At 69.5% G+C, this 13,553-nt stretch carries 12 protein-coding genes; 6 read left to right on the top strand and 6 right to left on the bottom strand.

Annotated features, from left to right (window positions below; genetic code table 11):
- Positions 1–64 precede the first annotated feature (64 nt).
- Genes dmpG through ACZ5VC_RS20825 form a run of 4 tightly spaced genes read right to left on the bottom strand, consistent with a single transcriptional unit; the run spans position 65 to position 4,798 of the window.
- The gene (dmpG, locus tag ACZ5VC_RS20840; protein WP_469121502.1) at positions 65–1,144 is read right to left on the bottom strand and encodes a 4-hydroxy-2-oxovalerate aldolase; all 1,080 of its coding nucleotides are present in this window, start codon (positions 1,142–1,144) and stop codon (positions 65–67) included.
- Positions 1,141–2,037 carry an acetaldehyde dehydrogenase (acetylating) gene (locus ACZ5VC_RS20835; protein WP_469121501.1) on the bottom strand — a complete coding sequence of 299 codons (897 nt, stop codon included), beginning with the start codon at positions 2,035–2,037 and terminating at the stop codon, positions 1,141–1,143. The genes dmpG and ACZ5VC_RS20835 overlap by 4 nt, the downstream gene beginning before the upstream one ends.
- Entirely contained in the window at positions 2,024–4,045 is a 2,022-nt protein-coding gene (locus tag ACZ5VC_RS20830) for a carbamoyltransferase family protein (RefSeq protein ID WP_469121500.1), read from the bottom strand. Before ACZ5VC_RS20830 ends, ACZ5VC_RS20835 begins: the two co-directional genes overlap by 14 nt.
- A 6-nt stretch (positions 4,046–4,051) precedes the next feature.
- Positions 4,052–4,798, bottom strand: a complete 747-nt coding sequence (locus tag ACZ5VC_RS20825) for a phytanoyl-CoA dioxygenase family protein (protein ID WP_469121499.1) — start codon at positions 4,796–4,798, stop codon at positions 4,052–4,054.
- Positions 4,799–5,043: 245 nt separating this feature from the next.
- Between ACZ5VC_RS20825 and ACZ5VC_RS20820 the strand changes: the two genes are divergently transcribed.
- The 3 genes from ACZ5VC_RS20820 (at position 5,044) to ACZ5VC_RS20810 (ending at position 8,097) form a co-directional block, all read left to right on the top strand.
- A complete protein-coding gene (locus ACZ5VC_RS20820; protein WP_469121498.1) occupies positions 5,044–6,075 on the top strand; it encodes a beta-ketoacyl-ACP synthase III in 1,032 nt (343 codons plus the stop codon).
- A 66-nt stretch (positions 6,076–6,141) separates the two neighbouring features.
- Positions 6,142–6,384, top strand: a complete 243-nt coding sequence (locus ACZ5VC_RS20815) for an acyl carrier protein (protein ID WP_469121497.1) — start codon at positions 6,142–6,144, stop codon at positions 6,382–6,384.
- 39 nt (positions 6,385–6,423) lie between these two features.
- Entirely contained in the window at positions 6,424–8,097 is a 1,674-nt protein-coding gene (locus tag ACZ5VC_RS20810) for a class I adenylate-forming enzyme family protein (RefSeq protein WP_469121496.1), read from the top strand.
- A 53-nt stretch (positions 8,098–8,150) separates the two neighbouring features.
- Here ACZ5VC_RS20810 and ACZ5VC_RS20805 read toward each other — a convergent pair whose 3' ends face one another.
- Entirely contained in the window at positions 8,151–9,419 is a 1,269-nt protein-coding gene (locus ACZ5VC_RS20805; protein WP_469121495.1) for a M6 family metalloprotease domain-containing protein, read from the bottom strand.
- 315 nt (positions 9,420–9,734) lie between these two features.
- Here ACZ5VC_RS20805 and ACZ5VC_RS20800 point away from each other — a divergent pair, with 315 nt between their 5' ends.
- Together ACZ5VC_RS20800 and ACZ5VC_RS20795 are read left to right on the top strand one after the other, a co-directional pair.
- Positions 9,735–10,400, top strand: a complete 666-nt coding sequence (locus ACZ5VC_RS20800; protein ID WP_469121733.1) for a TetR/AcrR family transcriptional regulator — start codon at positions 9,735–9,737, stop codon at positions 10,398–10,400.
- A gap of 118 nt (positions 10,401–10,518) precedes the next feature.
- Positions 10,519–12,051 (top strand): MFS transporter, encoded by a 1,533-nt coding sequence (locus ACZ5VC_RS20795; RefSeq protein ID WP_469121494.1) that lies wholly within the window; start codon positions 10,519–10,521, stop codon positions 12,049–12,051.
- A gap of 54 nt (positions 12,052–12,105) precedes the next feature.
- Here ACZ5VC_RS20795 and ACZ5VC_RS20790 read toward each other — a convergent pair whose 3' ends face one another.
- Positions 12,106–12,624 carry a MarR family winged helix-turn-helix transcriptional regulator gene (locus tag ACZ5VC_RS20790; protein WP_469121493.1) on the bottom strand — a complete coding sequence of 173 codons (519 nt, stop codon included), beginning with the start codon at positions 12,622–12,624 and terminating at the stop codon, positions 12,106–12,108.
- A gap of 107 nt (positions 12,625–12,731) precedes the next feature.
- Between ACZ5VC_RS20790 and ACZ5VC_RS20785 the strand changes: the two genes are divergently transcribed.
- Entirely contained in the window at positions 12,732–13,520 is a 789-nt protein-coding gene (locus ACZ5VC_RS20785) for a dioxygenase family protein (protein WP_469121492.1), read from the top strand.
- Positions 13,521–13,553 lie beyond the last annotated feature (33 nt).

The following is a 13,553-nucleotide window of genomic DNA, read 5'->3' as shown; positions in this document are numbered from 1 at the left end:
ACGCACCGTAGCAATAGTCGTTTTCGGGTGACTGACATGTTCTGTGCGGACTGTCACCGGACGGTCAAAGCCGGGCAGGCTCTCGCCCCGATCCGCCATGACCGCGGATTTCGCTGTTGGTCCGCAGCTCCATGACGACATCGACGATGAGGTCCTCCTGCCCCGCGGTAACCTGCCGTCTGCCCAGTTCGAAGAAGACATCGCGTGGATCGACCCCCGCGCGGCGGGAGGCATCCAGTACCCGGGTTTTGAAGCCCGAGAATACCCCAGAGAGGCCGCTGACGATGCTCTCCGAGCTGATCGTCGGCGGTGCCGGCATCAGCTCCCGCTCCGCGAGGTCCGCCGCGTCCAGCAGGGTGTACAGATCGATTCCCGTCGAGAAGCCCATGCGCTCCAGCACCGGCACCAGGACTTCCAGCTGGGTGTTACCGGCCCCCGCGCCGAAGCCCCGTGCGCAGGCGTCGATGATCCCGGCCCCGGACTCCACCGCGGCCACCGAGTTGGCCACGGCCATTCCCAGGTTGTTGTGCCCATGGAAGATCACCGGAACCTCGACGGCGTCGGTGATCGCGGTGATCCGCTCGGTGACGTCCGAGGGCAGGAAGTGGCCGGAGGAGTCGAAGATGCCCACGGCCTGCGCGCCGTACTCCACGAGGGCCGCACACTGCTCGGCCAGTCGCCGGGGGTCGGTCATGTGGCTCATCAGCAGGATGCCCTGCGCCTCGACGCCGGTCTCGCGAAGGACACCCAGGTGGCGCTCGGTGACGTCGCTCTCCGTGCAGTGGGCGGCGATACGGACCACGTCGGCGCCGTGCGCCACTGCCTTGCGCAGGTCGGCGGTGGTACCCCAGCCGGGCAGCATGAAGACGCCCATGCGGCTGTTGGGCAGAGCCTCTCGTACGGTCGACAGCATCTCGTCGTCGCTCAGTTTGGCCCGGCCGACCTGGAGGGAGGACGCCCCCAGGCCGTTCCCGTGGCCCACTTCGACCACGGGGACACCGGCCGCGTCGGCCGCTGCCGCGTAAGCGCGCAACTGGTCACGATCAAGCTGGTGACGCACGGCGTGGTGGCCGTCGCGCAGCGTGGGGTCGTGGATCAGCACCTGCCGCGGGGCGTGATTGGCATCCCCTGGGACCTGGCTCATGACAGTTCCTTCCCGGCCCCCACCAGGTCCTGGCTCGTGGCGTATTGCTCCGCTATCAGCACAGCGGCTGAGTTGATGATGTCCAGGTTGCCGGCGTACCTGGGTATGCGATCACCCGAGGCCGTCACCTCGACCGCCACGAACACCCGATCATCGGTCACCGTGCAGGCCGTGACCTTGTATCCGGGGGCGTACACGCGGACCTCCTCGGCGGCCGCGTCGACGAGCGCGCGCACCGTTTCGGCGGTGGCCTCCGGGATCACCAGGGACATCGCGACCCGGAATGTCGCCGGCGGCTTCGCCGGGCTCAGGTTGACGATCGCCTTGACGTCGCTCACGCCGGTGAACGTCCGTACGGCGTCCTCCGTCGCCGCGATGTACTCGTCCAGGTTGAGACGGGTGGCCCGGCCCACGCTGGGACTGGCGGCGGTGGTGACCACCTCGACATAGGACGGCGTGTACCGCTTGGCGAGCGCATGCAGGACGGGGATGGAGGCCTGGCCACCGCAACTGATCAAGTTCACATTGCCGTGCCGCAGCGCGTCGTCGCCGTTCACCGTGGGCAGGACCATGTGCCCGACCCGGCTCGGGGTGAGGTCGATGACCAGCGTCCCCAGAGGCTGGAGCCGGACCCAGTGCTCGGCGTGCGCCATCGCGTTGGTGGCGTCGAAGACGATGTCGAACGGGCGGGGCGCCGCGAGCACCGAGTCGATTCCGTCAGCCGCCGTGGCGCAGCCGAGAGCGGCAGCCTGCCGCAGCCCCCGGGCTTCGTTGTTGCGCCCCACCACCAGCCCGCAGCTCAGTGACCCCGAGCGGCCGATCTTGCTGACCAGGTCGATGCCGATGAGTCCCGCGCCGAGGACGGCGACGTTCAGGGTGTCATGCCGGGACATGCGCAGAGGTCCTTCCGCCGGCGAACAGCAGCCGCTCCGAGAGAAGGTCTCGGACGGCCTGAAGGGCCTCGGCTCGTTGAGCCGGCTCCGGGCAGTGCAGCTTGAGCAGGTCGTGGAGCGGAGTCGCGCCATCGGCAGCCGCCAGCAGGAGGAAGGCGGAGAGCGGGAGATTCCTGACCACCCCGCCCCGGGGCCGGCTGGTAAGCCGGTACTCGGGGCCGTGCTCACCCACTGCGGCGGAGAGTTCCACGCCCGGGGCGAGGGACAGCGAGGCCTCTTCGACGACCTGGGACGCCTGCGCGGTCGGGGCGACCACGCGGTCCTCGATCACCAGGGCGTCCATCTGGGTGCCCAGCAGCACGTCGATCGCCTGACCGGGCGTCTCGACGATCGGTTCGCCGCGCACGTTCATGCTCGTGTTGACCAGGACCGGTATGCCCGTGCGCTCCCCGAACGCGGTGAGCAGGGCGTGCCAGCGAGGGTTGCGTACGCGGTCGACCGTCTGGACACGGGCCGAACCGTCGACGTGGGCCACGGCGCCCAGCCGCTCACGCCACTCCGGGCGTACCTGGACCACCCGCAGCATGTAGGGACTTTCCGGATCCGGTCCCATGTCGAAGAACTTGTCGGCGACCTCGACGGGAACGATCGGAGCGTAGGGCCGGAACTCCTCGCGGTACTTGATCGAACGATTGAGGTGCTCCCACATTCCGCGTTCGAATGGGGCGGCCATGATGGAGCGATGGCCGAGCGAGCGCGGGCCGAACTCCGAGCCGCCTTCGAACCAGCCGACCACCTGACCCTGGGCGAGGCGTTCGACGATCTGTGCCTGCTCGTACGCGTCGGTGTCGAGGACATCGCTCCACGGGTGCAGCGCCGCGTCGACTTCCTCGGGACGGTAGGACCTGCCCAGGAAGTCGTTGGTGACCGGCAGTCCCTTGGTCTCGCCCGTCAGGAGGTAGTGGGCCGCCGCCGCCACGCCGATGGCGATTCCGGCATCGTGGCTCGCCGGCATCGCGTAGAACTTCCGCACTCCCGACTCACTGACGATGCGCTGATTCGCGACGCTGTTGAGCGCCACCCCGCCGGCGTAGGCGAGGTCACTCTCGCCGGTGAGCTCCAGGACGCGTGAAGCGCGCTCAAGCAGCGCCACCTCGAGATCGGCTTGCACCCTCGCGGCCAGATCGCGGTACTCCATGGGGTTGCCCCGACGGTTGGCGCGGCGGAGCCCCTGCTTCCACTCACTGGTGAAGCGGGACCTTCCGGAGTCGTCCTTCGTGAGCAGACTCTCCCCGAATCTCGAGGCGTCACCGTAGGGGGCGAGGCCCATGAGCTTTCCGCCCTCCTGCCAGTCGCCGAAGACGTACTGGGAGGTGGACGCGTACGTCTCACCCAGCGAGGACGAACCGCACATGGGGTGGAAGGAAGCCGCTACGGCCCGATCCACGAGACGAAAGCCCGACCGGTCGAACACGTAGGCGGACTCGACGTGGTACGGCGGGCGAGGGGTGGGCAAGGGCCTGTTCACATACTCGGCAAGTTCCGGACCTCGCAGGAGAAGGTCATCGGCACCGATCACGCTTCCACCGGAGCCGTCGACCACCCACACGGCGGCCTGGTCGAAGGGGCTGCTGAAGAACGTGGCGAAGGCGTGAGCCAAGTGGTGCGAAACGAACACCGAACGCTCGCCGACCGGGTCGAAGAGATCGAAACTCTCGTCGGCGAGGGGGAAGTTCAGTCCCACCTGGGTAGGCACCAGGTTCTGGGTGTTGAACGCGAACAGGTCGACGTCGTCGTACGTCAGGCCTGCGGCTTCCAGGCAATAGTCCGCTGCAGCACGTGTGTTGAGGTAGGGACGGCCGTCTCGCTTGACCCGCGTGATGCGTTCGAGCTGGATGGCACTGACAAGCTCACCGCCACGCAGCAGGCACGCCGAGGCGTCATGACTGCACGAAATCCCGAGTATGACAGGGCCGCCCCCGGCCTCGCTGGACACCATGGAGGACATGACCACCTAAGAGAGTTGCTGATGCGGTGAGCGAAGGGGTTCGGTCGAGCCGTAGCGTGACGTCTGCTCTGAACTCTTCGGCTGTGAGTAGTAGTTGACGACCGTGGCGAGCCGGTCGTGGTCAGAGCTGTTCTGTGCGCTGGCATGTACGGTCAGCACGTCCAGGAACAGCGCGTCGCCGGGCTCCATGATGGCCGGACGGACCTTGGTCAGATCCAGGGTGTCCTCGCGCACCTGGTAGTCGTCCAAGTCCTCGTGCGGGAGCAGATGGCGCTTGTGGGAGCCGGGCAGGAGTTCCATGCCGCCCCGCTCGGGCGTCGCGGGGTCGATCGCGCACCACAGGGTCACCTGACGCGCCGACATGTCGGTCCAGTACGCCTGATCCTGGTGCATGGGCTTGCGTCGACCGCTTCGGGCCGGCTTGAAGATGAGCTTCGACGAGTGCAGGTAGATGCTGGGGCCGATGAGGTCCTCGACGTGATCCAGGGTGCGCGAAGAGCCGAAAATCTCCCGGAATCCCGGGTCGTTGTCGAAGGGGGCAGGCACCCTTCGGAGCACGGGTGCCGCGCTCTGGTCCGTGTCCCACGCCGTAGTGCCCTGGGGCGCCGCCTGAGGTGACTGGGCGGCCGCGGCCCGCCGGTAGTAGTCCTTGATATAGGTGAGATCGCTGGGGCTGAGGAAGCCCGGGACTATGCAATATCCGTCATCGTTGAACTGCTCCACCTGACTGGCGGTGAGGGCTTTGAGCGTCATGTGGCTGAGAGTACTTCGGGGGCTCGCCATGATCAATGGCGTTATCGGCAGGCGCCGTTAACCACGTCACGTGCCGAATCGAGCATGCCCGCAGGGCGAGAGGGCCTCGCTCGAACGGAACTTCGCCTTCACGGGCCTCTGTACGAGCGTCGCCCTACACTGATGCGAGATTGCCAACTGATCAACGGAGGAAGTGCCTTGCGGTCGCTCGACCCCAACCCCCGCTGCCCTGGCGCGTGTCGGTGATGGCCGGTGAGATGCCCGCGGCAGGCCCCGCAGGCCATGCCGCGGTCATCTGCGGCCTGGGTCACTGGTTGCCGCCGAACGTGGTGACCAATGCTGACCTCCAGGCCCGGTTGGACACATCGGAGGAGTGGATCTACAGCAGAACGGGCATCTCGTCGCGCCGGGTGGCTCCTGCGGGTATGACCACGTCCGACCTGGCCGTGGAGGCCGGGGCCAGGGCGCTGAAGTCCGCAGGCGGTGCCGACGTCCAAGCTCTGGTTCTGGCCACGACGACGCCCGACCGGTCGTGCCCCGCCACGGCTCCGGAGGTGGCGTCGCGGCTGGGACTGGCCGGGATCGCCGCTTTCGACGTCTCTGCCGTCTGTACCGGCTTCCTCTACGGGATGGCGACGGCCGCCGGGTTCATCGCCGCGGGCCTCGCGGATCGGGTGCTGCTCATCGCGGCTGACACCTTCTCGGTCCTTCTGGACCCGGAGGACCGCACCACTGTCCCCATCTTCGGCGACGGCGCGGGCGCCGTGGTGCTGCGTCGGGGGTCCGCCGGGGAGCCGGGTGCGATCGGGCCGATGGTGCTGGGAAGTGACGGCGATCGCAGTGATCTGATCGCGGTCGAGACCGGATCGCCGCGGCAGGAGTCGGCAGGTCCGGCCGCAGCACGGTCGGGGTACTTCCGCATGCGTGGTCGCGAGGTCTTTCGGCACGCGGTGGAGCGGATGACCGAGGCATCCACCGAAGCGGTGGAGCGCGCCGGCTGGACCCTCGACGAGGTCGACCGGCTGGTCGCGCATCAGGCCAATGCCCGGATCACCTCCGTCGTCGCGTCGGAGCTGGGCATCTCCCCAGACCGCAGAACGCAGAACATCGAACACGTGGGCAATACTGCTGCCGCCTCGGTACCCGTCCTGCTGTCACAGGCGACAGCCGACGGTTCCCTGGCCCCGGGGCACCGAGTCCTGCTCACCGCCTTCGGTGGTGGCCTGACGTGGGGGGCCGCGACCGTGGTCTGGCCCGAAATCGAGAGCATCACGTAGAACCCCTCACAGCCGTCCGACCCGCCACTCACGACCAATAGCGCGCAAGCCTTCTACGGAGAAGCCGTGTACGAAGAACTCAAGTCCATCCTGATCACTGACCTGCACCTGCTGGAGGAGGAGGTGCGGCCGGAGGCCGGCCGGGAGGAGGCCGGGCTGGATTCGCTGGCCATGGTGGAGCTGTCCATGGTGCTCAGCAAGCGGCTCGGCATCGAGATCAGCGATGACGAGTTGCTGGAAGCCGCGACCGTCGGGGACATCGCGGAGCTGATAGAGCAGCGACGCGCGAAGCTCCTGCCCGGGGCGTAGCATCGCCTGGAGCTGAGCGAGCGCTTAGGGAGGGCTGTCGTGGTGGACGTGAAGGAGGCCGTGGCGCGGCTGACGACCGCGGGCGCGCCCTTCGCCGTCGAGGACGGTGTGTACGCGGACGGCCCGAGGACTCTGCGCGAGTTCGTCGAGGTGACCTGGGCGTACGGGGACAGGATGTTCCTGGTCGGTGAGGAGCGGAGCTACACCTACGGGGAGTTCTTCGCGGAGGCCTGCTCCCTCGCCCGGCGCCTCGCCGACGTGTACGGGCTGCGCCCCGGTGACCGCGCCGTCGTTGCGATGCGCAATCACCCCGAGTGGCAGATCGCCTTCTGGGCCGCCCAGTTGGCCGGCCTGATCGCCGTACCCCTGAACGCCTGGTGGACCGAGAACGAGTTCGGCCACGCCCTCGACGACTGCCGGCCGGGTGTCCTTCTCGTCGACGGGGAGCGGTTGCCCCGCGTACGGGCCTGGGCGCGGCGGGAAGGCGTCGGGGGAGTGGTGTTCCACGGGAGCGCGGAGGAAGGGTTCGAGGCGTACGACGACCTCCCCGCCGCCGACCCGGTGCTCGGGCCTCCCGATGTCGACGTACGGCCCGAGGACGACGCCACGATCATCTACACCTCGGGCACCACGGGCCGCCCCAAGGGCGCGGTCGCCACTCACCTCGCGCAGACCGGCGCGGCGATGAACCCCCGCTACTACGCCGCCGTCTCCGCGCTGCGGCGCGGGAAGGTGCCGGGGCAGGGGGCCGCCCCGGTCTCCCTGGCGACGTTCCCCTTCTTCCATGTCGCCGCGTTCACGTCCTTCTACTCCGTCATGTCGGCCGGCGGCACGCTCGTCCTCATGCGGAAGTGGGACGCCGAAAAGGCGCTGGACCTGATCACGAAGTACCAGGTCACGCACTACGCCGGCGTGCCCACCACCGCCCTCCAGCTGCTCGATCTGGCCGAGCGCACCGGCGACCCGCTCTCCTCGCTGACCATGCTCAACACCGGGGGCGCCGCCGCACCGCCGGACCTCGTCGCCCGCCTCACCCGGCTGTACGGGCAGCGCATCGAACCCCGAAACGGCTACGGCCTCACCGAGACCTGCGGCGGTGTCTTCGCCAATTTCGGTGACGAGTACCGGGAGGATCCGGGCAGCGTCGGGCGCCCCACGCCCGTCACCGAAGTGAGGATCCACGCGCCGGACGGGGGCCCGGTCGGTGAGCTGTGGCTGCGCGGCCAGAGCCTGGTGCGGGGGTACTGGGAGGACGAGGCCGCGACCCGGGACGCCTTCACGCCCGACGGCTGGTTCCGCACCGGCGACCTCGCCACCCTGCGGGACGGGCGGGTCAGCATCGTCGACCGCGTCAAGGACATGGTGATCCGCGGCGGCGAGAACGTGTACTGCGTCGAGGTCGAGGCCGTCCTGCACGACCACCCGGACGTCGTGGACGCCGCCGTTCTCGGTGTTCCGCACCCGACGCTCGGCGAGGAGGTCGGCGCGGTCGTCCGTCTCCGGCCGGGGGCGGGCGCCGGTGTCGAGGCGCTGCGGACGCATGTGGGCGCGCGTCTCGCCGCGTTCAAGGTGCCCGCGCACATCCTCGTGCAAGACGGGCCGCTGCCCAGGAACGCCACCGGGAAGGTCCTCAAGCGGGAGCTGAGGACACGCCTCTTCGCCCCGCCTCAGCAGGTCCCCGCCCCGGCCGCCCCGGCCGACCCCGACCGGTAGCAGTCCCCCGCCGACCGAGAAGCCCCCGCCCGCACCTTCGCTACCGCCCCGCCTCAGCTGCGCGTGATCCGCACCCGGTAATCGTCGCCGTCCGCGCTCAGCACTGAGATCCGTACACCGTTCTGCCGGTCCGTGAACGTCTCGCCCGGCCGGTACGGCGCGTCCGACAGTTCCGCGTGCACATTGGGGCGGCGGGTGCAGCCGCCGCTGCGCTTGTCGCTGTCCGCGACGGTGACCGGGCCGTGCCCGGTGTCCACGTCCGAGTCGACGCGGTAGATCAGTACGCCCGGCTCGCAGACCGCCTCGTCGTTGCCGTCCCGGGTGCGGACCTCCACCGCGTACCCGGACCGCTCGGTCAGCGGGACGAACGCGAGCTTGCGGCCGCCCTTCACGGCCAGGGGCGTGAGCGTGTACTCGCTCCTGCCCTCCGCCGACGCGCAGCCGACCTGCTCGTTGTCGAGCCAGCCGAGCTTCCACTTGTGCCAGCCGAGGAGGTCGTTGTTGGCCCCCCAGTCCTCCGACATGATGTCCCAGTGCCCGACGGTCCCGCCGCCGTCGACCGTGTACAGGTCGGGCAGGCCGAAGACATGGCCGTTCTCGTGCGGCAGCACCCGGTATCCGGTCTCGGCGTACGACCCCGAGCCGTCGTCCTGGCGGCTGTAGACGAAGGACGTGTTGGAGAGCGGGACCCCGTCCGCGTAGGGGGCCTCGTCGTTTCCGGAGAAGGTCACGGACAGGACGGTGTCCAGCGCCGAGGGCCCCGCGTTCGGGGTGACCAGGATGTTGACCAGGTCGTACGCGCTGAAGTCCACCTTCGGGTCGGCGGCGGTCACGATGTCCTGGACGAGCTTGCGGTATCCCGGTTCGTAGGGCGAGCCGCGCTCTATCCCGTACGCGGCGAACGGCATCGGCATCCGTAGCCAGTCTTCCAGTGGGGCCTCGGGCCGGTAGGTGAGCCGCCCGTACGAGCTGGTCCTGAACCACTCGGCGGTCTGCGGGAAGAACTCCGAGAAGCGGCTCATCGCCGGGCCGGTGCCGGGCGCGTCGGGGAAGTCGACCATCAGATTCAGCGCGCGCACATGGCCGGTGGAGCGGGTGTACCCGGGGGCGGTGGGCAGCCCCTCGGACATCTGGACGCCCAGGGTCGTGGCGATCCGGCACGGCTCCAGCGGTCGCTCGGCGGCCGGGTTGGAGACCGGTCCCGCGGAGGCCTTGCGGGGGCCGGGGAGGCTGGTGCTCGCGGTGGCCAGCGCGGCGAGGGTCAGCGCGGTGGCCGCGGCGAATGCCACGGGTCTGCGTATCCGCCGGCGGGGCTGCTGCATGCGGTCGCCTTCGGGTCCGCGGCAGCCGGCCGGGTCCGTGCTGCGCTCAGTGCGATCAGCCTGTGACGGGTGGTGCGAGTGCGCGCGCCGGGTGGCCCGATCGTGGGTTTTCCCGCCACTGGAGAGTGACTCAGGTCACAGCGAGGTGGGGAAATAACCGGGGACTGGATCCCCGTTTGCACCTGTGTCTCCGACAAGCGGGGAGTCGGTCCCCGGTTACGGAACCTGACACGGATCGCAATCAGCCAGAAGGGTGGAGTCGTGGGCAGCTCACTCGACACCGCGGACGCCACGGGCGAGCACGCCGCGGGCGTCATGGGCGAGGGCGCCGCGGACGTCACGGGTGAGAGCCCCGCGCGTCGCGTCCCCAAACCGCGGGCGGATGCCCTGCGCAACCGGGAGCGGATCGTCACGGCGGCCCGGGAGATGTTCGTCGAGTTCGGCCCCGAGGTTCCGCTCGACGAGATCGCCCGCCGCGCGGGCGTCGGCAACGCCACGCTCTACCGGCACTTCCCCGAGCGTGCCGCGCTCGTCCACGAGGTCGTCGTCTCCGTCATGTCCCGTACCGCGGAGCGTGCCCGGGAGGCGGCCGAGGAGGAGCCGGACACCTTCGAGGCGCTGCGGCGCTTCACCCACGCCGCCGCCGACGAGCGGATCGGCGCCCTGTGCCCGATGCTCGCCGGCGCCTTCGACAAGGACCACCCCGAACTGCACGTCGAGCGCGAGCGGCTGGAGGAGGCCGTCCAGGGCCTCGTCGACCGGGCGCAGCAGGCGGGCAGGCTCCGCGCCGACGTCGCCGTCGGAGATCTCCTGGTGGCCCTCTCCCAGCTGACCCGGCCTCTGCCGGGCACCGGCTGTCTCAACATGGACCGCTTCGTCCACCGGCACCTGCAACTGTTCCTGGACGGTCTGCAGGCACCGGCGCGATCCGTCCTCCCCGGCTGCGCCGCGACCCTGGAGGACTTGCGCGGGACCCCTTGACCCCCCGCCCCGGACGTAAATCGCTTGCGGGGCACCGGACTTCAGTACAGCGTTACCCCCACCACCACGCCCGTTTTTGATCACTTCGCACCGCTAGGTGGCTACTCCCATGCCAAAAATGCCCGAGACCTCTCTCCCTGACCCCAGTCGCTGGAAAGCGCTGGTCTTCATAGCCCTGGCCCAGCTGATGGTCGTGCTCGACGCGACGATCGTGAACATCGCGCTTCCCTCCGCCCAGCAGGACCTGGGGATCTCGGACGGCAACCGCCAATGGGTCATCACCGCCTACGCGCTCGCCTTCGGTGGCCTGCTGCTCTTCGGCGGCCGGATCGCCGACCTCTGGGGCCGCAAGCGCACCTTCGTGGTCGGTCTGATCGGCTTCGCCGCCGCGTCCGCGCTCGGTGGCGCGGCCACCGGCGAGGCGATGATGCTCGGCGCCCGCGCGCTCCAGGGCGCCTTCGGCGCGCTGCTCGCCCCGGCCGCCCTGTCGCTGCTCGCGGTGATGTTCACGGACGCCAAGGAGCGCGCCAAGGCGTTCGGCATCTACGGTGCGATCGCCGGTGGCGGTGGCGCCGTCGGCCTGATCCTCGGCGGTTTCCTCACCGAGTACCTGGACTGGCGCTGGACGTTCTTCGTCAACATCCCCTTCGCGATCGTCGCCGCGCTCGGCGCGTACTTCGTGATCCGCGAGCCCTCCGGTGCGCGTAACCGCTCGCCGCTCGACATCCCCGGCGTGGTCCTGTCCACCCTCGGTCTGGTCTCGCTGGTCTACGGCTTCACCCGCGCCGAGTCCGAGGGCTGGTCGGACCCGACGACGATCGGCCTGTTCATCGGCTCGGCCGTGCTGCTCGCCGCGTTCGCCCTCGTCGAGTCCAAGGTGAAGTCCCCGCTGCTGCCGCTGCGCGTCCTGACCGAGCGCAACCGCGGCGGTGTCTACCTCTCGCTGGGCCTCGCCATCATCGCGATGTTCGGCCTGTTCCTCTTCCTGACGTACTACCTCCAGGTCGTGAAGGGGTACTCGCCGGTCAAGACGGGCTTCGCCTTCCTGCCGATGATCGCGGGCATGATCACGGGTTCGACCCAGATCGGTACGCGTCTGATGACCCGCGTCCCGCCGCGCTGGCTGATGGGCCCGGGCTTCCTCACCGCCGCGGTCGGCATGCTGCTGCTCACCCAGCTGGAGGTCGGCACCTCGTACGCCGGCCTGATCCTGCCGGCGCAGCTGCTGCTCGGCCTCGGTATGGGTACGGCGTTCATGCCGGCGATGTCCCTGGCCACGCACGGGGTGAACCCGCAGGACGCGGGCGTCGCCTCCGCCATGGTCAACACGTCGCAGCAGGTCGGCGGCGCGATCGGTACGGCGCTGCTGAACACGATCGCCGCCTCGGCGACCACCGCGTACCTGACCGGCCACGCGGCCGCCGCGACCACCCCGCAGGCGCAGAAGCTGCTCCAGCTCCAGGGCATGGTCGAGGGCTACTCGGCCGCGATCTGGTGGGCCGTCGGCATCCTGGCGGTCGCCGCCACGATCGCCGTGACGTTCATCAACACCGGGCGACCGGGAATGGGCGCGGTCACCGGCTCGGGTACGGGCGAGGGTGCCGGCTCGGGCGTCGAGGACGAGGTGAAGATCCCCGTCATCGCCCACTGACCCCCCGGTGTGCCGGCCACCTGCCGTGGTGGGTGTGTTCCCTGCCCTGGCTCCTCAGCGGAGCCAGGGCAGGTCCGCGTTCGCGTCCCCGGGCTGGAGCCCCTCGGCCATCACTTTCATGATCTCGCCGAGCTGTTCCACCTGTTCGGGGGTGAGCCGGTCGAAGAGCGCCTCCCGGACGGCGGTGACATGGCCGGGCGCGGTCCGCTTGAGGACGTCGAAGCCGTCGTCCGTGAGGCAGGCGTTCTGGCCGCGCTTGTCGGAGGCGCAGTCCTCGCGGCGCACCCAGCCGTTCTTCTCCAGGCGGGCGATGGCGTGGGAGAGCCGGGAGCGGGTGATCTTGGCGTCCTTGGCGAGCTCCGTCATCCGCATCCGGCGGCGGGGCGCCCGGGAGAGCTGGACGAGCAGGCCGTAGTAGATGTGCGGCATCCCTGCGTCCCGCTGCAGCTGGCGGTCCAAGTGGTCCTCGAGGAGGGTGGTGGCATGGCGATAGGCCTGCCAGACGTGCTGCTCCTCGTCGCTGAGCCAGCGGGGCGCCTCGTGCCCGCCGTCGTCCCTGGGTGCCGTGGTCATGCGTCCAGCTTACGACCACTCCTTGAAAGTTGAACTAAAGAGGTCTACGCTCGTCACGTCAGGTGAGCTTGAACTTTAAAGTAAGTGTTGTTGAAGCAGGTGGGACCATGAAGACCACGCCGGAGCGGATGCCCGCCCTCTACCTGTCCCACGGCGCCCCGCCGCTCGCCGACGACCCTGTCTGGCCCGGCGAGCTCGCCGCCTGGTCCGCCGGGCTGCCCCGGCCCAAGGCCATCCTGATGGTCTCCGCCCACTGGGAAGAGGCCCCGCTGGCGCTGGGCGCCATCGAGACCGTGCCTCTCGTGTACGACTTCTGGGGTTTCCCCGAGCACTACTACCGGGTCCGGTACGCCGCGCCCGGCGCGCCCGAACTCGCGGAGTCCGTACGCAAGTTGCTCCGCGCTCCCGGAATGCCGGTCCAGGACATCCCGGACCGGGGCCTCGACCACGGCGCGTACGTCCCGCTGGTCGAGATGTTCCCCGACGCCGACATCCCCGTCCTGCAGATCTCCATGCCGACCCTCGATCCGCGCCGGCTGATGGACATCGGCCGCACGCTGGCGCCGCTGCGCGACGAGGGCGTACTGATCGTGGGCAGCGGATTCTTCACCCACAACCTGGCCGCGCTGCGCCACACCGGGCCCGGAGTCCCCAGTTGGTCCGCCGAGTTCGACGACTGGGGCCGGCGGGCGCTGGAGGCGACGGACGTGGACGCGCTGCTGGATTTCACGCACACCTCGCCCGCGGGCCGGCTCGCCCACCCGCGCACCGAGCACTTCGCGCCGCTGTTCGTGACGCTGGGCGCCGCCGATGCGGCCGGAGAGCTCGACGGCGGGCGCAGTGTCATCGACGGCTTCTGGATGGGCCTCGCGAAGCGCTCGGTGCAGTTCGGCTAGACGCTTCGGCCGACCACGCCGGGTGGTCCGGGC

It is taken from the genome of Streptomyces sp. NPDC033174, assembly GCF_055577795.1.
The sequence above is the reverse complement of the archived record's forward strand: the minus strand, read 5'-3'. Positions and strand labels throughout refer to the sequence as shown.

What these genes read in the sequence shown, in the direction of transcription:
- ACZ5VC_RS20835 (WP_469121501.1), bottom strand. Translation starts at nt 2,037, where the DNA reads ATGTCCCGGCATGACACCCTGAACGTCGCCGTCCTCGGCGCGGGACTC.
- ACZ5VC_RS20795 (WP_469121494.1), top strand. Translation starts at nt 10,519, where the DNA reads ATGCCCGAGACCTCTCTCCCTGACCCCAGTCGCTGGAAAGCGCTGGTC.
- ACZ5VC_RS20790 (WP_469121493.1), bottom strand. Translation starts at nt 12,624, where the DNA reads ATGACCACGGCACCCAGGGACGACGGCGGGCACGAGGCGCCCCGCTGG.
- ACZ5VC_RS20830 (WP_469121500.1), bottom strand. Translation starts at nt 4,045, where the DNA reads ATGTCCTCCATGGTGTCCAGCGAGGCCGGGGGCGGCCCTGTCATACTC.
- ACZ5VC_RS20800 (WP_469121733.1), top strand. Translation starts at nt 9,735, where the DNA reads ATGGGCGAGGGCGCCGCGGACGTCACGGGTGAGAGCCCCGCGCGTCGC.
- ACZ5VC_RS20825 (WP_469121499.1), bottom strand. Translation starts at nt 4,798, where the DNA reads ATGACGCTCAAAGCCCTCACCGCCAGTCAGGTGGAGCAGTTCAACGAT.
- ACZ5VC_RS20820 (WP_469121498.1), top strand. Translation starts at nt 5,044, where the DNA reads ATGGCCGGTGAGATGCCCGCGGCAGGCCCCGCAGGCCATGCCGCGGTC.
- ACZ5VC_RS20785 (WP_469121492.1), top strand. Translation starts at nt 12,732, where the DNA reads ATGAAGACCACGCCGGAGCGGATGCCCGCCCTCTACCTGTCCCACGGC.
- dmpG (WP_469121502.1), bottom strand. Translation starts at nt 1,144, where the DNA reads ATGAGCCAGGTCCCAGGGGATGCCAATCACGCCCCGCGGCAGGTGCTG.
- ACZ5VC_RS20805 (WP_469121495.1), bottom strand. Translation starts at nt 9,419, where the DNA reads ATGCAGCAGCCCCGCCGGCGGATACGCAGACCCGTGGCATTCGCCGCG.